Origin of the sequence: Falsiroseomonas sp. CW058, from assembly GCF_050563535.1 — a bacterium.
In the GTDB taxonomy this organism is placed as follows: Bacteria; Pseudomonadota; Alphaproteobacteria; order Acetobacterales; family Acetobacteraceae; genus Falsiroseomonas.
In genome coordinates this window covers 45839-64351 of the sequence record NZ_JBNXUO010000017.1, presented here as the reverse complement: position 1 = coordinate 64351, position 18513 = coordinate 45839, and the positions used below count along the sequence as shown (strand labels likewise).

18 protein-coding genes are annotated in these 18513 nt (G+C 74.7%); 4 read left to right on the top strand and 14 right to left on the bottom strand.

Going from position 1 to position 18513, the window contains the following annotated elements:
• Positions 1–201: 201 nt before the first annotated feature.
• Positions 202–1209 carry a replication protein RepA gene (locus ACK8OX_RS14885; protein ID WP_430664954.1) on the top strand — a complete coding sequence of 336 codons (1008 nt, stop codon included), beginning with the start codon at positions 202–204 and terminating at the stop codon, positions 1207–1209.
• 25 nt (positions 1210–1234) lie between these two features.
• Positions 1235–1849: a DUF3800 domain-containing protein gene (locus tag ACK8OX_RS14880; protein ID WP_430664952.1), complete on the top strand. Its 615-nt coding sequence runs from the start codon at positions 1235–1237 to the stop codon at positions 1847–1849.
• Positions 1850–2179: 330 nt separating this feature from the next.
• On the opposite strand, the gene ACK8OX_RS14875 is transcribed toward ACK8OX_RS14880, so the two are convergent.
• Genes ACK8OX_RS14875 through ACK8OX_RS14865 form a run of 3 tightly spaced genes read right to left on the bottom strand, consistent with a single transcriptional unit; the run spans position 2180 to position 3874 of the window.
• A complete protein-coding gene (locus ACK8OX_RS14875; RefSeq protein ID WP_430664951.1) occupies positions 2180–2686 on the bottom strand; it encodes a hypothetical protein in 507 nt (168 codons plus the stop codon).
• Positions 2683–3453 carry a hypothetical protein gene (locus tag ACK8OX_RS14870; protein ID WP_430664950.1) on the bottom strand — a complete coding sequence of 257 codons (771 nt, stop codon included), beginning with the start codon at positions 3451–3453 and terminating at the stop codon, positions 2683–2685. The genes ACK8OX_RS14875 and ACK8OX_RS14870 overlap by 4 nt, the downstream gene beginning before the upstream one ends.
• Positions 3446–3874, bottom strand: a complete 429-nt coding sequence (locus ACK8OX_RS14865; protein ID WP_430664949.1) for a hypothetical protein — start codon at positions 3872–3874, stop codon at positions 3446–3448. Before ACK8OX_RS14865 ends, ACK8OX_RS14870 begins: the two co-directional genes overlap by 8 nt.
• 182 nt (positions 3875–4056) lie before the next feature.
• On the opposite strand from ACK8OX_RS14865, the gene ACK8OX_RS14860 reads away from it, so the two are divergent.
• Together ACK8OX_RS14860 and mobF are read left to right on the top strand one after the other, a co-directional pair.
• Entirely contained in the window at positions 4057–4356 is a 300-nt protein-coding gene (locus ACK8OX_RS14860) for a hypothetical protein (RefSeq protein ID WP_430664947.1), read from the top strand.
• Positions 4357–4365: 9 nt separating this feature from the next.
• Complete coding sequence (mobF, locus tag ACK8OX_RS14855) at positions 4366–7701, top strand: MobF family relaxase (protein WP_430664945.1); 3336 nt, start codon at positions 4366–4368, stop codon at positions 7699–7701.
• On the opposite strand, the gene ACK8OX_RS14850 is transcribed toward mobF, so the two are convergent.
• The 11 genes from ACK8OX_RS14850 to ACK8OX_RS14800 are packed head-to-tail and all read right to left on the bottom strand — an operon-like array spanning position 7690 to position 18513.
• Positions 7690–9486, bottom strand: coding sequence for a type IV secretory system conjugative DNA transfer family protein (locus ACK8OX_RS14850; RefSeq protein ID WP_430664944.1), 1797 nt, complete (start codon positions 9484–9486; stop codon positions 7690–7692). The genes mobF and ACK8OX_RS14850 overlap by 12 nt on opposite strands.
• Positions 9483–10394, bottom strand: a complete 912-nt coding sequence (locus ACK8OX_RS14845) for an ATPase, T2SS/T4P/T4SS family (protein WP_430664942.1) — start codon at positions 10392–10394, stop codon at positions 9483–9485. The genes ACK8OX_RS14850 and ACK8OX_RS14845 overlap by 4 nt, the downstream gene beginning before the upstream one ends.
• Complete coding sequence (locus tag ACK8OX_RS14840; protein WP_430664941.1) at positions 10394–11455, bottom strand: TrbI/VirB10 family protein; 1062 nt, start codon at positions 11453–11455, stop codon at positions 10394–10396. The genes ACK8OX_RS14845 and ACK8OX_RS14840 overlap by 1 nt, the downstream gene beginning before the upstream one ends.
• The gene (locus ACK8OX_RS14835; RefSeq protein ID WP_430664940.1) at positions 11452–12420 is read right to left on the bottom strand and encodes a TrbG/VirB9 family P-type conjugative transfer protein; all 969 of its coding nucleotides are present in this window, start codon (positions 12418–12420) and stop codon (positions 11452–11454) included. Before ACK8OX_RS14835 ends, ACK8OX_RS14840 begins: the two co-directional genes overlap by 4 nt.
• Positions 12417–13178: a type IV secretion system protein gene (locus ACK8OX_RS14830; RefSeq protein ID WP_430664939.1), complete on the bottom strand. Its 762-nt coding sequence runs from the start codon at positions 13176–13178 to the stop codon at positions 12417–12419. The genes ACK8OX_RS14835 and ACK8OX_RS14830 overlap by 4 nt, the downstream gene beginning before the upstream one ends.
• Positions 13175–13339, bottom strand: coding sequence for a hypothetical protein (locus ACK8OX_RS14825; protein WP_430664937.1), 165 nt, complete (start codon positions 13337–13339; stop codon positions 13175–13177). The genes ACK8OX_RS14830 and ACK8OX_RS14825 overlap by 4 nt, the downstream gene beginning before the upstream one ends.
• Positions 13340–13352: 13 nt before the next feature.
• A complete protein-coding gene (locus ACK8OX_RS14820; protein ID WP_430664936.1) occupies positions 13353–14393 on the bottom strand; it encodes a type IV secretion system protein in 1041 nt (346 codons plus the stop codon).
• Positions 14390–14950, bottom strand: a complete 561-nt coding sequence (locus tag ACK8OX_RS14815) for an EexN family lipoprotein (RefSeq protein ID WP_430664935.1) — start codon at positions 14948–14950, stop codon at positions 14390–14392. Before ACK8OX_RS14815 ends, ACK8OX_RS14820 begins: the two co-directional genes overlap by 4 nt.
• Positions 14947–15693 (bottom strand): type IV secretion system protein, encoded by a 747-nt coding sequence (locus tag ACK8OX_RS14810; RefSeq protein ID WP_430664934.1) that lies wholly within the window; start codon positions 15691–15693, stop codon positions 14947–14949. Before ACK8OX_RS14810 ends, ACK8OX_RS14815 begins: the two co-directional genes overlap by 4 nt.
• Positions 15690–18206, bottom strand: coding sequence for a hypothetical protein (locus tag ACK8OX_RS14805; RefSeq protein ID WP_430664933.1), 2517 nt, complete (start codon positions 18204–18206; stop codon positions 15690–15692). Before ACK8OX_RS14805 ends, ACK8OX_RS14810 begins: the two co-directional genes overlap by 4 nt.
• Positions 18199–18513 (bottom strand): VirB3 family type IV secretion system protein, encoded by a 315-nt coding sequence (locus ACK8OX_RS14800; protein WP_430664932.1) that lies wholly within the window; start codon positions 18511–18513, stop codon positions 18199–18201. The genes ACK8OX_RS14805 and ACK8OX_RS14800 overlap by 8 nt, the downstream gene beginning before the upstream one ends.

Genomic DNA, 18513 nt, shown 5'->3' with positions numbered 1-18513 from the left:
GGTGACGCCGATTCGTACCCGACTGACGCAAACCGGAGTCGTCCCCCGTACCCTGGTTACGCATCCAAATAGGGATTCAAATAACTCTCCTAGGGCCGTCGGCAGGGTACGAACGGCTGCTGGGCATGGATCGGGGCCGGCAGACGGCGTCGGTAGGGTACGAATTGCGGCACCTGCCCCGGATGTGCAGGTTAGCTCGTGATGCGCGACTCCATCGACACAGCCTGGCCCATGTCCATCGGCGCTGAAGAGGCTCTTGAAGGGCGCCTCCGCGGCCGGTTCGAGGCCCTCGGCATCCAGCAGGCCCTGGGCCTCGCCCAGACAGCGCTCGATCGCCGCTGCGTCGAGGCGATGCACCTCGTGCTCACCGACGAGGACGGCGCGCCCGGCTTCGTCCACGCCGGCTTCGCGATGACCGCCCTGCCCCACAAGCGGATCGAGGCCACCGAATGGGTCCGCGACGGCGCCGACGTGCGGCTCCGCATCGAGAGCGGCAAGACCCACGACGGCACGTCCGTCGGCGTCCCGTTCGGCTACGTGGCCCGGCTGATCCTCCTCTACCTGCAGACGGAGGCCATCAAGACCCGCTCCCGCGAGGTCGAGCTCGGCCGGTCCATGCATAGCTGGCTCAAGGCGATGGGCCTGAACAGCGGCGGAAAGGGCTATGAGGCGGTCCGGGAGCAGAGCCGGCGCCTTTCCCTCTGCCGCCTGACCTTCTACCGCATCGGCGAGGGCGGCGAGGCCGTGATGAACGGCGGCTTCGTCCGGGAGGCGATCCTGCCCGGGCGGGACGCGGGCGGCGCGCAGCTCTCCCTCTGGCGGGAGACGGTCGTCCTCGACGAGGTGTTCTACGAGAGCCTCATCCGGCACCCCCTGCCCGTCCGCGAGGCCGCCATACGGGCGCTCGCCGGCCGCAGCATGGCGATCGACCTTTACATCTGGCTCGCCTACCGGCTGCACCACCTCACGAAGCCGACCCGCGTCCCCTGGCCGGCCCTCTACCGGCAGTTCGGCTCCGGCTTCGCGCTCCAGCGGCAGTTCCGGGCCCACGCGCGCGAGGCGCTGGCGCTCGCCCTCGCCGCCTACCCCGAGGCGGAGGTGCGCGTGGACGAGGAGACCGTGGTCCTCATGCCCTCCCCTGCCCCGGTGCCCGAGCGGCTGCGCCCGTCGTCCTCAGCTCCGCCGAAGCGCCTAAGGCTTAGAGGTTAGAAGCTAGCAGGTAGGCGCTGCGGGATTGGCGGGGCGGCTCAACAAGAAGGTCCTCGTCTTCCTCGACGAGTACGGCACGGCCGGCACGGGCCCCCTCTACCTCGGCGCCGTCGTCGTGCTCGCCCGCGACGCCCCTCGGGTGGACAATTGCCTCAGCGACCTCCTCGAAACCGGAGCCGGCGAGATCCACGCCTCACGGCTCGACGACGGCTACCTCCAGGGGCTGCTGCAGCGCTTCTGGGCAGAGGCGCCGCGCGACAAGATCGTGCTGGTCAACCAGAGGGCCACTGCGCGGGGCGGCCCCGCGCCGGTGCTCTACGCCGCAGCCGTCGTGGAAACCGTCAAGGCCGGCCTGGCCCGGTTCAAGCGCGACGTGCTGGGCCGCGAGACTATCGGCAACGTGGATGTCGTCACGGACGTGAACCACCACAACGACCATCCCGCCTTCGACGCGGAGATCGCGCGCGCCAGGCGAGAGGACGGCCGGTTCCGCGGGGTCAACCGCGTCACCAAGCTGGATTCGGCCACCTCCCGGCTGCTCCAGCTCGCCGACGCCGTGGCCTACTCGCGGAAGTGGATCGTCGGCGCCGAGGCGAACGCGGCCGGCCTGCGGGAGCGGTTCGGGATCCAGATGCCCTGAACGCGAGAGAGCCGCCCTTGCGGGGCGGCCCTCGGGGCAGGGAGGTGTGGCCGGCAACCGGGGCTTTCGGCCTCCGGGTGGCCACGGCGCTCGCCAGACACGCGGCCGGACGAGTCGCACGCAGGGCTCCCTGCGCGGCCAGAGATAGCCCCTGAGCAGCCCGCATTCAAGGAACTCGACGTCCCGGGGCTTAGGACGTCACGTAGCAGGTATGTGCTACGAGATAGGAGCTACTGGCTTGCCACAACCGGCGATTACCGGGGATGGATGCCATGCTGACAACCAGCGGGCGAGTGTAGCAGGTCGCTGCTAGCTCCTATATGGAGAGATCTATGGGCTATGTGCCCCGATCCAGACAGAAGGAAGGGAGCAGGCACGCCGGCCGCCCTGCTCGTAGGCGGTCCGTTCGCAGTGCCGGCGAAGCGCCGCCGCATCGTTCAGCTCCGCCACTTGAGCGAGGAAGCTGACGCCGCCGCGCGCCGCGCCCATCCCGCCCGCGTCCCATCGCCCTAGCGCGTAGCCGCTACAAAGTAGAACGATGCCGCTAGCCGCTAGGGCGACCACGGTGCGCAGCTCCACGCGCCGCGCAAGCCGTTCCACCTCGCGCTCCGCCCCTGCCGCCGCGGCCTCCGCCACCCGCTTGACCAGGGCGGCCTCGCCCTCGGGCGTGAGGCGCCGCACGCCGTCGGCCGCCTCCCGCGCCGTGGACGCCGCCTCGACGGTGGCCAGCAGTGCCGCGCGCAGCGGGCTGTCGGCGCGCATGCCGGCGAGGTCGCACCATCCCCGCACGTCCTGCGCCGTCGCGGCGACCGGGGCAGGGGAGGGGGCCTCCGTCACGGCAGCCATCCGGCCGCGCCGAGGTCAGTCCGCCGCTTCTCGAGGTCGGCGAGCCAGTCCTCGACCATGAACTGCTCGACCGGGTCGAGCGGGGCGTCGCCGTCCCCCGCCGCCGCGGCGTAGAGGCCCAAGCCGCGCTGGCGGAGCAGGTCCATGCAGGCGAGGCGCTGCATCAGCACGGGGACGGCGCCCTCGGCCACCATCCGCTCGAAGTCGGGGTGCTGGTGCGTGCGCTCGAAGGCGCCGGCGACCGTCCGGCCCTCGCGGATGACCCCCTCGTTCAGCACGAGCAGCGCCCGCTCCGGCCGGAAGTAGCGAGCGTCCCAGATGGAGAGGACGTGCCGCAGGTCCTCCTCCTCTGGGCCGAGGAAGTAGAGCGCCAGCGGCTGGATGCCCCGCCGCGCGCAGAATTCTACCAGGCGGAGGTCGCGCCCGTACTCCTGGAGCACCCTGTCGCCGCCGCCGAGGTCGAGCACGGCCGACCGGCGCTCCCGCACCATCCGGTTCAGGACGCCCGTCAGCCAGGCCTTCACGTCCGGCAGCTCCTCCGTCGGCGGGTAGGTCGCCCCCTCGAACATGCCGGCGAGCGTCCGGCTCCGCGGATCGCCGTCCGCCACGATCACCTCGCGGCCGGCGTTGCGCGCCCGCCAGACGAGCTCGGCGAGGCCGGTGGACTTGCCCCCGAAGCCGCGCCCGAGGCCGACCGCGAGGACCACCTGCGCGCCGGGGTCGCCCGCCGCCAGCGCGTGTCCGTTGCCCTTAGCCATCTCTCTTCCTTCCGCTGCGTTGGTCCATCTCGGCCCTCAGCCTTGCGAGGGCCGTCTCCGCCCCGCCCGGCGCAGAGGCCGGCGGCGGGGCAGGGGAGGGGGGTGTCGGTGCCGGCCGGGTGACGGGCACGACCGGCGGAGGCGGCGCGGCCGCTTCCCGCCTGGCTCGGGCCGCCGCCACGTCCCGCCGCACGCGCCACCAGGTGTGCCGGACGGTCTCGGGGGTGAGCGCGCGTCCGCCCGGGCCCGCGAGGCCGAGGTCGTTGAAGCCGTCGGTGAGCGAGCCCCAGCTCGGCCGCGTCTCGTCCAGCAGTTCGGCGAAGGCGTCGTGGCGCCCCCGGAGCCAGCGGTAGAGCGGTGAGCGCCCGGCGCCGCCGCGGGCCACTTCGGCGATCCGGCGCAGTTCGGCGTCGCGCTTCATCGCCCGCCATCCCCGTGCCGCAGCAGCGGTCTGCGACGTTCCGGTGATTCAACCGCGTGGAGTTGAGTGACGCGCGTCGTGGAGCGGGTGTTCACCGTCCGTTGGAGGAAACAAGCTGCACAGACCAAGGCACCCACCAGTGCGGTCCGTGCATCCGGCACGGGAATGGAAGAGGACAGGGGATGCGGACGACCACGAGCCGCGACGACGACCGCCTCGCCCGGATGGAGGAGCGCCAGGACGCGCTCGTCCGCGGCGTGGCGCAGATGAACGAGACCCTCGCGGCGCATACCGCGATGCTGGAGCGGATCCTGCTCGCCGCCGCCGAGGAGCCGCCGGGCGACGGGGGCGACCTCGCCGACGCGCTCCGGCGCATGGCGGACGCGCTGACGGGCCAGGAGGCCGCCATGACGCGGCTGGAGGCCCGGCTCGCGGCGCTGCCCGGCGAGATCGCCGGGGCGCTGGCGACCGAGCCGGCCTGAGCGCCCGGCGTGCTGACCTACTCTACGATCGCGGCGGGCGAGCCGGCGGCGGCCGGCGCGATGACCGACCACCTCCTCACCCGCACCCTGCCGCGGGATGTGGCCGACCTCGCGCGCTACTACACGCAGGGAGTCGAGGCCGTCTCCGCCGAGGACCGCGCGCTCGCCGAGCTGGCCGAAGCAGTTAGCAGCGAGCAGATAGCGTATAGCCAAGCCCTGGACGAGCTCGTCGTCGGGCACGCCGACCGCGGGGCCGACCTCCAGGACGAGGAGGACCGCCTCGCCGAGCGGCTCTCGATGGCGATCGAGCGGCGCGACTTCGAGGCCGCCTACGGCCGCCCGGTCGCTGAGCCGCGGCGTGACATGCACCCCCTCGTCGCGCGCGGCCTCGGGCTCGACCCCGATCGCGCCGTGGGCCGGGACGAGATCAACGCCCTGCTCGCCGGCCGCCGGGCCGACGGGGCGAAGATCGAGGGCAAGCAGTACGCCGTCGCCCGTCAGGTCACGGACCGCCGCACGGGCGAGGCGAAGGAAATCACGCCGATCGGCTCCGTCGACTTCTGCTTGACGCCCGACAAGTCGGTGTCGGTCGCCTGGGCCTTCGCCCGGCCCGCGGAGGCGGCCTCGATCTACGTCGCGCACCGCGAGGCCGCCGCCGAAGCCATGGCCGCCATCGAGGGGCGGATCGGGCAGGCGCGCCACGGCAAGGGCGGGCGCGACGGCGCCGAGCCCGGCCACGTCGCCTGGATCGCCTTCGACCACTACACCTCGCGCCCGACCCTCTGGACCGCGCGCCAGGAGGGCGAGCGGACCGTCACCGAGAGCGTCGCCGTGCAGGTCGCCGGCGACCCGGACCTGCACACCCACTTCACCGTGCCGAATGCGGTGTTCTGCGAGAACGGCCGCGTTGGCTCGCTCGACCTCGACCGGCTCGATGGACTGATCAAGGAGGCCGGCGCGCTCTACCAGGCGCACCTGGCCGCGAACCTCCGCCGGCTCGGCGCGGAGGTGGCGCTGGACGACCGCACCGGCATGGCTCGCCTCGCGGCGATCCCCGACCGAGTGCGCGACCACTTCTCGAAGCGCACCCTCGGCGGCGAGGAGGCTGCGCGGGCCTATGCCAGGACGCTCGGCCTCGACTGGGACGCCCTGCCGCCCGCGCGCCGGGCCGGGCTGCTGAAGGCCGGCGTGCAGGGTACCCCGGCCGGGATCGACGCGGAGGCGCGGGAGAAGCTCCGGAAGGACGATGTGGCCGACTTCGCCGACTGGCGCCGCCAGGCGCGCGAGCTCGGCTGGAACTACGGCGGGATCGAGGGGCCGCGCCGGGAAGGACCCGGACCGACCCGCGAGGAGCGCATCGCGCTGGCCTACGAGGAGGCGCTGCCGTGGCTCGAGAAGGAGCTGGACCGGCGCGCCGTTGTCACCGGCGCCGACGCGCGCACGGCTGCGCTCCGTGGGCTCATCGCTGCCGGCATCGAGGAGACCCGCGACGTCGAGCGCGTGACCGCGCTCTTCCGGAGCGAGGGCGTGCGCCAGTACGGCGAGGCGACGGCGCTCGTCTGGGGCAGGGCAGGGGAGCGCGGCGACGTCGGCATCACGACCGCGCTGCACGCCGCCGACGAGGCCGCCTTCATCCGCCTCGCGCGCGCCGCGGCGGCCGATCGGACGGGCGCGCTGCGGCCCGCGGAGATCGAGGCCGCGGCCGCGCGGGCTGGCCTCGCCTTCGAGTGCGAGCACGGCCAGGCGCAGCGGCGCGCCATGCACCGGCTCGGGGAAGGGGGGCGCTTCGGCGTCGTGGTCGGCGCCGCCGGCAGCGGCAAGACGACGCTGCTCCGACCCCTGGTCGAGGCTTGGGCGGGGCAGGGGAGGGCGGTGCACGGCGTATCCCTCGCCTGGCGGCAGGCCGACGACCTTGCCGATGCGGGCATCGGCCGCGGCAACGTCCACGCGCTCAGCGTCTTCCTCGACGGCGCAAAGGCGGATCGGTTCGTACTTGACCGACGCTCGGTCGTGGTCGTGGACGAGCTCGGCTTGCTCGGCACGCGCCAGGGGCTCGAGCTGCTGCGGCTGCAGGAGGCGCGCGGCTTCCGCCTCGCCATGCTCGGCGATGACCGGCAGTGCCAGGCGATCGAGGCGGGCCCGATCGTGGACCTCGTCCGCCGCGCGCTCGGCCCTGACCAGGTGCCCGAGATCCTCACCACGGTCCGGCAGCGCGCGGAGCGGGAGCGCGAGATCGCCGGCCACTGGCGCGAGGGCCGCGCCGCTGAGGCGCTCGCCATGAAGCGGGCGGACGGCACGGCCGAGATGGTGCCCGGCGGCTACCGCGAGGCGGTGGAGCGCGTCGCGGCCCTCGTCGGCGAGCGGCTGCGGGCGAACGCCGGCGACGCCGGCTACAGCCTCACCGTCTCCGCGCCGACGAACGCCGACGCGCACCGGCTCGGGCTGGCCATCCGCGAGGTGCGCCGCGGGCTCGGCCAAGTCGGGGACGACCAAGTAAAGGTTCGCGCCGCGGACCGCGACGGGAACGCCTACGAGATGGCGCTCGCGCCGGGCGACCGGGTGCGGCTCTTCGCGAGCACCCGCGCGGAGGGGGAGGGGGGCAGCATCGGTCGCAACGGCTCGGTGCTCACCGTGCTCTCGGCCGACGCAGGGGGCATGCAGGTCCGCACCTCCTCCGGCCGCGAGGGGCGGGTCGCCTGGTCCGCGCTCGCCGACCGCGCCACGGGTCGCGTGCGGCTCGCCTACGGCGAGGTCATGACGACCCACACAGCGCAGGGCTCGACCGCAACCGAGCACGTCCACGCCCTCCCGGCCGGGACGAAGGCGGTCACCGGCTTCGCGGCCTACGCCTCGGGCACGCGTCACCGCCGGGCCTCCTGGCTCCTCGTCTCGGCCGGCGCCGAGCACGCGGAGGTGGTGCGGCGCCGCCCGCTGAACGACGTGCGGCCGGTGACCGAGGCGGACGCCTGGGCGAACGCGGCGCGCAACCTCGGCCGCCAGCCCCGGCAGGAAGGCGCGCTCGAATTCCTCGCCCGCGCCGGCGAGGTGCGCCGGGGCGCGACGCGCGCGCTGCGCGGGGGCGTGCGGCCGGCCGAGAGGCGGGAGGCGGCGGGACTGCCGCCGACGGTCCTCGAAAAGCGGCTAGCAGGTAGCCGCGAGCGCCTAGCGGTGAAGCCGGTCGCCGCGCGCATCGCCGGCGCCGTGCGGGCCGGCGAGGAACTCGTCGGGCGGCTCTCCCGGCTCGGGGCGGAGGTCGCAGGGGCGGTGCGGGCGCGGGTCGCGCGCATGCGCTCTCCGAGCCCCGGCCGCGGGCGGGACGAACCGACCATGACGCTACGCCGCTGAGCGGCCGGCCGCCGCCGCGCCTGCATCGGACGGCGGGCCGGCATCGCCCGCTGGCGCCGCGTCGCGCTCCACGGTGACGGCAAGCGTCGGGATTGCGGGCGGATCGGCCGCGCGGTTGCGGAAGCAGCGGTCGCGATACCAGACGAGACGGTCGAGCATCAGCAGGGGCAGCCGGCGGCGCAGCACGAGGAGCTTGTCGGCCGGCAGGCGCTGCACCTCCTGCGCCAGCATCAGCGCGCGGCGGCGCACCGTCTCGCTCTCGCTCTGCCGCGACGGGCTGAGCCAGCCGAAGAAGCGCGGCCGGCTCTGCGTCGTCTCCACGACGGTGTCGCTGCCGCCGCGCTGGCTAATCTCTTCCGCCTGACGCTGGTCGAGCCCGCCGAGGGCGAGCTCGGCGCCGGCGTTGGCGTAGATGTTCCGCGACCCGTCCTCGCCGAAGGCGAGCCGGGTCTGGTCCTTCGACTGCACGACGATCGCCATGCGCAGGCCGGAGGAGCGGATGAAGGCCGTGGCGTCGGCCAGCACGCGGTGCTCGCCGAGCGCCCAGAACTCATCGAGGATCGCCAGCACGCGGTGCCTGTGCTCCGGCCGCTCGCCGAACTCCTCCCGCGCCATCGCGTCGATGAGCTGCTGGAAGAAGATCGCGTAGATCGGCCGCAGCCTGCGCAGGTCGGAGGGCTGGGCGCAGAGATAGACCGACATCCGGCGCGACCGCAGCTCGCGTACGTCGAAGTCGCTCGCCGCCGTTGCCGCGGCGATCCGTGGCACCTCCCAGAGCGAGAGCGCGGTGAGGATCGTCTGGCGCACCCCGCGCGCCTCCTCGCTGCCCTTGTCGAGGCCGTCGGCCCAGCCGAGCGCGGTCTCGACGGCCGCGCGCGGGTACGGCCGGTTCGCCGTCCGTGCCTCCGTCACCAGGGTACGAAGATGCGCCGCGCAGTCGCCCCGGCGAGCGAGGCCGGCCACGGCCGCCACCGTGAGCGGCGCGCTGGGCGTCTCCGACTGGATCACCGCGAGGGCGGTGGCGACACGCCGGCCCGCGTTGTCCCAGTATGGGTTGTTCGCCCGCGTCTCCGGCACGAGGGCGAACATCGCCTTCTGAAGGTCGTCGGTGGCGTCGGGCGTGCCCCGCCGCACGAGGCCGAGCGGGTTCCAGCGGTGCGTGCGGCCCTCCGGGTCGCCGATGTCGAGCACGAACATGTCGTCGCCCTTCCGCGCCCGCTCCGCGGCCGTCCACTTCACCAGGTCGCGCTTGACCGAGAAGGCGACGAGCGCGCCGCCCCAGTTCATCGCGTTGGGTACCACGAAGGAGACGCCCTTGCCCTCCTCGGTCGGCGCGTAGACCGCGACGTGCTGCTGGCCGGGTAGGCAGGCGTAGCGTGCGAAGGGGCCGCGGCCCCACTTGCCGAGCAGGATCCCATCCGGCACCGGCCGGGCCGCGAAGACGATCCCGCTGCCCTCCGCCTCGCGCCGGGTGGCGAAGTGGGATTCGCCGTGCAGGGGCCGCCCGCCGCGGCGCCGCACCGCGACGGCCGCGGTCCCCGTCAGCAGCAGCGGCGCGAGGCCAAGGAACCCGGACAGGCCGACGGTGACCGCCGCCCACCAGTTGGCTCCTGCCTGGGGCGCGTAGAGCATCCAGGCGGTCGCCTTCGTCCAGAGGCCGGCGGCGGCGAAGTAGGGGTGCGCGCCGAGCCCGGTGATCGCGAGATAGGTGGCCGAGGCGACCGGCACCGCGGCGAGCGCCGCCGCGCCGAGGGCACCGGCCAGGAGGGCGCCCCGCCGCGTCACGGACGCACCTCCAGCACCGCCGTCAGGCGGTAGGGATCGCGCGCGCAGTGCGCGACGAGGTCCACGTGCTGGCGGAGCAGGCCGTGCACCGTCGCCGCCTCCAGCGCGCGGCCCTCCGGGCTCTGCCGCACCATCAGCGCCGCCGCCTCGATCGCGGCCTCGGGGTCGGCGCCGTGGATCGTGGTGACGGAGGGGTGGCCGACGACACGCGCGCGGAGGAAGGCCCAGGCCTCGGCGCCGCGCAGCTCCTGGAAGGGCAGCCAGTCCGGCCGCAGCCGCATCGCGTCCTGGAGGCAGTCGGTGGCGGTGCGACGCTCCCCGTCGAAGTAGAGCGGCGACCAGTTCTCGTGCGGCAGGTCCATCCACTCCGGCGTGTCCTCGATCGTGACCAGGCGCCGGTCGGCGGGCACGGCGCGGATGAGCGCCTCGGCGAAGGTGGTCTTCGAGGAGCCGATGGCGCCGGCGACGAGGATCGTCCTCCCCGCCTCGACCGCTGCCCGCCACCACGCCGCGCCGCGCCCCGGTACGGCGGCGAAGTAGCCGTGCTCCTCGAGCCATTCGAGGGTCGGCGTGAAGTCCTTCGCGCGGCGCCGGATCGCGAGCGTGATCGTGCCGGGCGGCGCGGCCGGCGGTCGTGCACCCATGATGCGCTCCCCGCCCGGCAGCACGGAGGACGCTGAGGGGCGGTCCGGGCCGACGCGCCGCGACGTGCGCGAGGCGGCGAGGGTGAGGATGGCGTCGAGGCGCGCGAAGGTCAGCTCCGGCGCGTCGTACCAGGTCCAGCCGTCCTCGCCCTCGACCCCGAAGCGGCCGGGGCGGTTCACCACGATCTCCCGCGTGCCGGGGCGCGCCAGGGCCGCGGCGAAGGGCTCCAGCAGCCGCAGCAGCGTCGCCTCGCCGGCCAGCATCAGCGGAGCCTCAGCCGGTAGGCGTCGGAGAAGTCCACGGGCTGCGTGACGAGGATCGCGATCTCCTCCCCCTGGTTCTTCGTCACCGTGTTCGGGATGTTGAGGCTGTCGCGCAGCACGGAGGCGACCGCACCCTGCACGCCGCCGGTCTGGAGGTTCAGGTAGGTGTTGTTGTCGCCGCGGGCGAGCGCGGCCTGCACGGCGCCCTGCGCGGCGCTGATGGCGCTGCCCGACAGCATGAGGAAGACCGCGCCGCCGAAGCGCTCCCAGAAGTGGCGGTCCACGGCGCCGTCCATGCCGACGCGCCCGAGCGCGTCGCCGACCGGCGCGCCGAGCGGCACCGGCACCCCCTGCGGCGTCCAGCCCGTCGCCGCGAGGGAGAGGATTCGGCTCTGGCCGACGGCGACGTGGCTCTCGTAGCTGCCCTGGATGCGCGTGCCCGCCTCCATCAGCCGCACCCCGGCCGGCGAGAGCCAGTCCTGCGTGACGTGGCAGAAGAACGGTCCCGGCCGCTCGCTGCTGACCGCGGTGTCGAGGCTGCAGCGGTAGACGCCGGGCATGAGCACAAGCGTGGTGTCGAGCGGGGCGCCCGCGCGGGCACCAGCGACCGCCGTCCCCCGGAAGGCGACCGTCGTCCCGCGGCGCGCCGGGTCGGCCTCCGGCCCGCCCGGGACGGCGCCACGGCCACCGCCCTCCGCCCCGGAGCGGTCGTCCGCCCGGGGAGGGGGCGTGACGGCGTAGGACATCATGCGCGGCGCCCGCGGGCCGGCGGCCGCCTGCGCCGGGGCCACGGCAAGCTGCGGCGGCGGGGGAGGGGGCGGGAGCGCGAAGGCGACCGGCTCGGCCGGCGGCGTCGCCGGCGGCGGCTGCGGCGCGTCGAAGGTGACCCGGCGCCCGATGCCGCCGGCCGGCTGCGGCGGCTCGGGCGGCTCGTTCCCTGGGTGCCGCCAGAAGACGAAGGCGATCAGCGCCGCGGCGCCCAGGATCGACGCCGCGTAGGTCTGCTTCTGCGTCAGCAGCCGCCGGCCGGTGGTGTCGGGGGCGCCGCGGTCCTCGGTCATCGGCGCGCCTGCCTCGCCAGCTCGCGCACCACGTCGGGGTGCGTCGTGCCGGTCCCGGGGTCGCGGCCGACCGGGTCGTAGGCGCGGTTGTAGACCGCCAGCACCGCGCCGCCGGGCAGCCGCAGGCGGATCTCGCGGTGGACGCCCGGCACGATCCACCAGATGCCCCGCAGGCCCGGCTCGTTGGCCGGCCGGGCGACGGCCTGCACCGACTGCTCGGCGCCGGAGGCGTCCACCGTGAAGACGCTCGGCACCTGGCGGTTGCCGAGGTAGCGGAAGGCGGTGCGCTGCCCGTCGTCGCAGGTCTCGTCCGGCACCAGGTCGGCCGAGCCGCGGCCCTCGAAGGTCCAGTTGCGGCAGGCGAAGTCCACGGCGAGGCGGTCGCGCGCGACCTGGGCCTCGCGCGTCGCCCGCGCGGCGGCGGCCCGCTCCGCCGATTGGCGGCGGGCCTCGGCCGCCTCCGCCTCGCGCCGCGCCCGCTCGTCCGCCGGGTAGGTGAAGGCGAGGCCGTAGGTGGCCGCCGGGTCGTCGGCGCACTCGGCCCGGCCGTCGGGGCCGCAGGTGCGGGGCAGGGGGCGCACCTCGGCCGCGAACTGGTACACCCGGTCCGCGGCCCCGTGCCGCGCGGTGACGACCTGGAGCGTCGTCCGCCCCGGCGCCACAGCCCAGAGCGGCAGGACGTTGTTCAGGGGCGACTGCGCGAGGGCCTGCGCGTTCGGCGGCTCCCAGAAGCTCTCGACACCGAGGACGACGCGCTTCACCTGCTCGTCGGGGCCGAAGGTGATCACCGTGGCCCGCCCGACCGTGCCGACGAGGAGGGTGCGGCCGGCGGGGTTGTAGGCCAGCGTCCGCATGTGCGGCTCGGCCGGGTCCACGGGCCGGGGCTCGTCGAGCGCGGCGGCGGGGAAGGGGAGGGCGAGAGCGGCGGCGAGCGCCGCCGCCGTGAAGGGAGCGCGCCGCGTCATCGCCCGGTGTCCGGCTCGATGGAGTAGGTCACGACCTGCATGCCGGCCGTGTTCCAGTCGCGGTCCTCCGCGAGCTGGGGCAGCTCGGGGCGCCACTGGAAGTTCACCATCGCCGTCATCGGCGTGCGCGTGGTCACGCCAGGGCCGCCGGCGCCGACGCGCGTCTCGACGCGGGTGTACTGCACGCGCCAGGTCTGGGTGCGGCCCTCGGAGGGGTACTTGAAGTAGCGGAACCCCTCCGTCGTGCGGACGCCGCTGCGGCCGAGGGTGGCGAGCGGGCTCTCCGGGTTGGAGCGTGCCACGCTCGCGCGGAAGCGCTCCTGCATCGGCTCGGTGAGCAGGATAGCGCAGCGGTGCAGGTCGCGCTGGAGCGTCGTCGGGTTCGGCGTCGGCGCGTAGCCATCGCAGGCCTCGACGAAGCGCCGGAGGTACTGGCGCGCGGTGTGGTCGGTGAAGGCGCGTGGCGCGTCGCGGGCGGCGAGCGTAGGGCTCACCTCGCCGGTGTCGCGGTCCAGCAGGGCGAAGTCGAGCCGGGCGGGCTCGGCGCGCAGCACCACGGCGGCCGCGACGCCGACCCCGGCGAGGCCGAGGAGCGCGCCGAAGGCGCCGGCGATCCAGCCGGCGCGGCGGAAGGCGAGGCCGGTGCGGCGCACCTCGTCGGCGCGCGCCGCGGCGTCGGCGAGGAAGGCCTGGGCGGCCTCGGGGCTGAGCGGCTCGGCGGGCCACACGCCGGGCTTGAGGCGCAGGGGGGCGTTCATCGCAGGGCGGCCCTCCCCGTCGGCGGTGCCGCGTCGGGCCAGCGGTCCGGGTTCAGCCGGAAGACCGGCCCGGAAGGCTCGGCGAGGCGCCGCGCCCCGTCGGAGCAGCCGGCGCCGAGCGCGGCGAGGGCCATGGCGAGGAGCAGGATACGGCGCGGCACGGCGGCGGGGCTCCTATCGGTTGGACATGGACGGCCCGGTCGGGCCGGGGGCGGGGCGGGGCAGGGCGAGCGGGATCGGCGCGGGGGCGACGGGCGCGGGCGACACGGGGGCTGCCGCCTGAGGAGGCGAAGGGTCACGCTGCGGCGGTCCGCCGCCCCCGCCTCCGCCCGAAGAGCCGCGGCCGTAGGAGCGGACGTAGGGGAGGGCGTAGCCGGCGAAGCCGCCGGTGATGGCGGAGGCGATGCCGGGAAGCTGGTAGGTGATCCAGCCGCAGGCGACGAAGAGCACCATCCCGGCCAGCAGCATCTGCACGCCGCGGATCTCGTTCGCCATGCCGCCGGCCGCGGCGAGGGTGGCGACCTGCGAGAGGAGCTGCGTCTCCGCGCTCAGCAGCAGCGCCAGCAGGGCGGTCGAGAGGACCTGCAGCACGATGTTGGCGAAGACGGTGTTCAGCCAGCCGATCGCCATGTGGCGGAACAGCGGGAACACGAACAGGCCCGCGAAGATCGGCCCGACGCCGATCAGCAGCGCGAGGATGATGAAGGCCTTCATCCAGACGAGGAAAGCGATCGCGATCGCGAAGACCGCGATGATCCAGTAGAACACGACGATGATGCAGAGCCCCAGGCCGGCGATGGACCAGGGCAGGCTGCGGTAGATGGCGAGGCCCGACACCCAGGCCTTGCCCCAGATCTCGTCGAACAATGGGCCGGTCACCGGACGGTTTCCGAGCGAGCCGGCGAGCGCGCGGCCGACCTCCGGCCCGAGCCCGTTCAGCAGCACGTCGCGCGCCCAGGGGCCGTAGCCGCCGACCGTCGTGACGAGCGCGACCGCGGCGGCGCCCATGACGACCAGCCGCTCGACCTCGCTCAGCGGCTCGCCGTTCTGCACGAGCGCCTGCCACATCAGGCGGCCGGTCACGTAGACGACGAGGGCCACCTTCAGCCAGCCCGCGACCCAGCCCGTCATGGCCGCGATCATCGCGTCCACGCCCGCGGTGAGCGGGATCGCCACGAGGTCGTAGAGGCGGCTGAAGATGTCCCAGCCGTTCACGACCGGGGCCTCCGCGCGGCCGCCTCGGCCGCGCGCGCGGCGTCGCAGTAAAAGCGAGCCTGCTGCTCGGCCGTCAGCCGACCGCAGTGGGCGAGTTGCTGCGCGCGCTCCATCGGCCTGGCTGCCCAGTAGCGCGGGCTCGTCGGCGAGGTGAGGTCGCCCTGGTTGCGGCGCGCCTCGGCCTCCGCCTGACGCGCGCGCTCCGCATCGGGCGTCGCCCCGGCCGGCGGCTCCGGTCGCATGCCGGCGCGGGCCCGGGCCTCGCGCTCGGCGACAACGATGCGGGCCTGGTCGGCGTTCACGCAGTCCGGGGTGCCACGCAGCCGTCCCGGGTCGTCGCGGCAGGCGCGCGTGACGGCCTCCAGCGCCCAGGGGTTGGCGGCGTACCAGGAGACGGTCCGGCGCTCCTGCGGCGGGAGCGGCTGCGCCACCCCGAGGGCCGCGCTCAGCGCCAGGAAGGCGAGCGTCCAGAGCAGTAGCCCCAGCCCCCCGAGCAAGTCCGGATCGAGCAGCCGCGGTGCCCGGCACCGCGGCACGGCACACCGACGGCCGGTCATCGCCACCACCCCCGGCCGCGCGCCTCTTCGAGGATCTCGTCGATGCTCTGCTGGAGGCGCTCCTCGCGCTGCTGCTCGCGGACCTGCGTCTGCGCGATGAGGTAGGTTTGAATGTTCTGCGCCTGGACTTGCTGGTTCTGGATGTAGGCCTGCTCGACGCCGAGGCGGGCGATCAGTGCCTCGCGCTCCGAGGGGTCCGGCGCGCCGTCGATGCGGCCCTGGAGCTCGGCGAGGCCGGCGACCCGCTCTCCCGCCGACTGGTAGAGCTGGAGGGCGAGGGCCTGCGCGCCGGCCAAGCCGCCGCCGTTGGCGACGATCTGGCGCGTGGTCCAGGTGTCGTCGCGCGGCACGTAGACCGTGTTGCCGCGCACCGTGCCCGTGTAGAGGCCCGACAGCGAGTTCAGCATGCCGCTCGCGCCGCCCGTGCCGTTCAGCAGGCTCTGCGCCGCGTAGGGGTTGATCGGCAGCGGGTTGCGGATGCCCATCATGCTCAGTGCGGAGACGGCGCTGCCGAGGTCGGTGACCCGCGTGATGGCCTGGTAGGTCATCACGAGCTGCTGGTACTGCTGCTGCATCTGCTGGAGCTGCCGGATCATGTCCGCGGCCTGCTGCGCCCAGGCCAGGTTGTCGGTCAGCTCCTGCCGGCAGGTCGGGCAGACGACCGTCAGCTGCGCCCGCGCGGACGGGGCGGCGGCGAGGACGGCGAGCGCGGCGGCCGCCGCCAAACTGGGGACGCGCGTCATGCGGGAACCTCCTGCTCCGCGGCGGCGCGGCGCCGCCGGAACTCGTGCTCGAGCCGGCGCGGGTCGGCCCGCACCTCCTCGGGAAGCGCCTCGTAGGCGCGCAGCGCGGCCTCGCCGGCCGACAGCGCGGCGAGCTGCGGCAGGCCGCGCAGGCGCAGCTCCGCGATCAGGCTCTCGCGCCCCTTGCAAACGAGGAACTGCCCGGACCCCTTCCCGAGCGCCCGCAGCGCGGCGAACTCGCCCGGCGTGCGCTTCAGCCGGCCGACGTAGTCTTCCTCGGAGGCGCGCGGGTTCGGCAGGTGGATCTGGTTCGGGCACTGCTCCAGCAGCTCGGCCGCGATCGGGCTGTTCGCCGCGTCCGAGGGCGACTGCGTGATGAACACGACGACGCCGTTCTTCGAGCGGATGGTGCGCAGCTGGGCCGCGATCGGCCGGTAGAAGGCCGGGTCCTCCAGCACGCGCCAGCCCTCGTCCACGGGCAGAAGCAGGCGGCGCCGCCCGTCGAGGTGCAGGCCGATGCGATGGAAGAGGTAGAGGAGCGTCGGCGCGGCGGCGCGGCCGTTCTTCAGGACGTCGGTGGCGTCGAGGCCGACCGTGCCGCCCGAGAGGTTGAGGGCGTCGCGCGGGGCGTCGAGCACCCAGCCTAGCTCGCCGCCCCAGCACCACTTCAGGAGCCGCGCCCCGGCGCCGTCCACGTCCACGTCGGGCGCCAGGAAGGCCGCAACCTCGGCGAGCCGGCGGTGCTCCGGCGGGTTGTCCATGACGGTGCGGATGCCGAGCGACAGCAGCCGCTCCTCCTCCGGCGTCAGGTCGCGCCAGCCGCCCTGGAGGATGCAGCCGCGCAGGAGGTCGAGGAGGAAGTCGAGGTTGCCAGGCGTGGGCTCCAGGCCTTTGAGCGGCGCGAACATCGGGTTGCCGCCGCCCATGACCGCGTAGGGCGCGCCCAGGTGCCCGAAGAGCACCCGCCAGCCCTGCTTGTGGTCGAGGCCGACGACGTCGGCCCGCCCCGCCGTGCAGGCGATCAGCGCGCCGACGAGGGTCGTCTTGCCCGAGCCGGTCTCGCCGGTGATGAGGGTGTTGCCGACCGCGTCGTCGCCCTCGCCGTCGTGCCAGTGGAAGGGGTAGGCGGTGCCGGCCGTCGTGCGGAGCGTGACGATCGGCGCACCCCAGCGCGAGACGGGCACGCCCCGCGCCGGACCGTGCAGCGGGGCCATCGCCGCGAGGTTGCGGGTGGAGAGCGCCCCGGGCCGGGCACGCAGGCGGTGGTTGCCCGCGAGCTGCGCGAGCCACGCCGCCATGAGGGCCTTGTTCTCCCGCGCCACCGCCGCGCCGCAGTCGGCCAGCGTCTTCCAGGCCGCGTTCACCACGTCGTCGAGCGGGTTCCGGCCGGGGCCGCCGGTCGCGTCGTCGAGCGCCGCCTCGACGCTCGCCGCGGCCACGGAGCCGAGGCCCGCGCCCCGCAGCGCCGCGGCGAAGCGCCGGTACCAGGGCAGCGCGCCGCCGGCGCGGTCCGAGAACAGCGTGAGCGAGACGCTGTGCAGGCCCATTGCCATCCGGCCGGAGGCGACGCGGTCCGCGGCCTCGTCGAGCTCCGCGATCTGGCTGCGCGCCTTGTCGCCGGCCCAGACCATCTTGTTCTGTTGGCGCGTGAGCAGGCCGATGCCGCCCGAGGTCGGCAGGCGCTCGAAGTGGTGGAGCAGGGTGCCGCGGAACGGCGCCCGCTCGACGGCGGCGAGCATCCCCGGCCAGGTCACCGCCGGGTAGCCCTTGAAGGTCAGGACCGCGGCGTACTGCGTGTAGCCGGGGCCGCGCAGCTCCACTGTCTCGTAGTGGAACGCCACCTCCTCGGCGAACATCGCCTCGGCGAGCCGGCCCGTTGTGAGCGGGACGGGGCGCCATACGCCCGTCGCCGCGAAGGCGAGGGCCTCGCCGATCTCGCTGAAGACCACCTTGCCGCGCTCCGCCAGGCCGAGCGGGCGGGGGCCGTAGTCGGCCAGCTCCGACGCCAGCCAGTCGGCGATCCGTTCGAGGTGGCGCGCCCTGTCGATCGCGCGCTCGCCAGCAGCGTCGGCGCCGTGCTTACGCGCCCTGCGCCGCGCCCACCACTCCGGCCCGCCGCCGGCGGCGGGCCGCAGGTGCAGCCCGAGGAAGAGCCGGTTCTCGTAGAGCAGGCCGTCGAGCAGCCGCTCCCGGTAGGCTGCCTGGAAGGAGCGCGCGAAGGGGGCGAGCCGCTCGTCGGGCTCCAGCACCGCCGCCGGGTCCGCGAGGCTCCGGCAGACGTAGATCGACACCACCAGCCGGTCGGCCGCGGAGACGTTGAGCCACGTCCCGTTCAGGCGGGCGACCCGCTCCACGAGGTCGGCGTCGCTCGCGGTCTCGGCCGGCAGGCCGTCGAGCGCGAGCATCGCGTAGGCGCCGTCGTCGGAGAGCCGCAGCACGCGCTCGGTGAGGTGGCCCTCGACAGGGACGTGCTCGCCGAGCGTCGGCGCGCGCGGGGCGAAGCGGCTAGACACCGGACAATAGGTCCTTCGCGCGCCGTGGCGCGCGGTCCGGCATGGCGCGCAGCACGCCGCCGATCGTCTGCCCGCGCGTGGCGTACCATATGCGCAGCTCGTGGAAGAAGTGCGGGTTGCGGTTCGTCAGCGCGACCATGGGCAGGTGCCAGACGAGGAAGGTCGCCCACCACAGCGGGCTGCCGAGCACCATGCCGAGGAGCCAGGTGCCGAAGAGGTTCAGGTAGTAGCCCTCCATCGGCACGCCCCACCGCATCGCCGGGCGCGTGGCGGCCAGGAACAGCGTGTCGCGTCCGGCGGCGTGCAC

Excerpts from the sequence above, each read along its gene's own strand:
- ACK8OX_RS14885 (WP_430664954.1), top strand. The coding sequence starts at position 202 with ATGCGCGACTCCATCGACACAGCCTGGCCCATGTCCATCGGCGCTGAA.
- ACK8OX_RS14870 (WP_430664950.1), bottom strand. The coding sequence starts at position 3,453 with ATGGCTAAGGGCAACGGACACGCGCTGGCGGCGGGCGACCCCGGCGCG.
- ACK8OX_RS14865 (WP_430664949.1), bottom strand. The coding sequence starts at position 3,874 with ATGAAGCGCGACGCCGAACTGCGCCGGATCGCCGAAGTGGCCCGCGGC.
- ACK8OX_RS14860 (WP_430664947.1), top strand. The coding sequence starts at position 4,057 with ATGCGGACGACCACGAGCCGCGACGACGACCGCCTCGCCCGGATGGAG.
- ACK8OX_RS14845 (WP_430664942.1), bottom strand. The coding sequence starts at position 10,394 with ATGCTGGCCGGCGAGGCGACGCTGCTGCGGCTGCTGGAGCCCTTCGCC.
- ACK8OX_RS14840 (WP_430664941.1), bottom strand. The coding sequence starts at position 11,455 with ATGACCGAGGACCGCGGCGCCCCCGACACCACCGGCCGGCGGCTGCTG.
- ACK8OX_RS14835 (WP_430664940.1), bottom strand. The coding sequence starts at position 12,420 with ATGACGCGGCGCGCTCCCTTCACGGCGGCGGCGCTCGCCGCCGCTCTC.
- ACK8OX_RS14830 (WP_430664939.1), bottom strand. The coding sequence starts at position 13,178 with ATGAACGCCCCCCTGCGCCTCAAGCCCGGCGTGTGGCCCGCCGAGCCG.
- ACK8OX_RS14815 (WP_430664935.1), bottom strand. The coding sequence starts at position 14,950 with ATGACCGGCCGTCGGTGTGCCGTGCCGCGGTGCCGGGCACCGCGGCTG.
- ACK8OX_RS14810 (WP_430664934.1), bottom strand. The coding sequence starts at position 15,693 with ATGACGCGCGTCCCCAGTTTGGCGGCGGCCGCCGCGCTCGCCGTCCTC.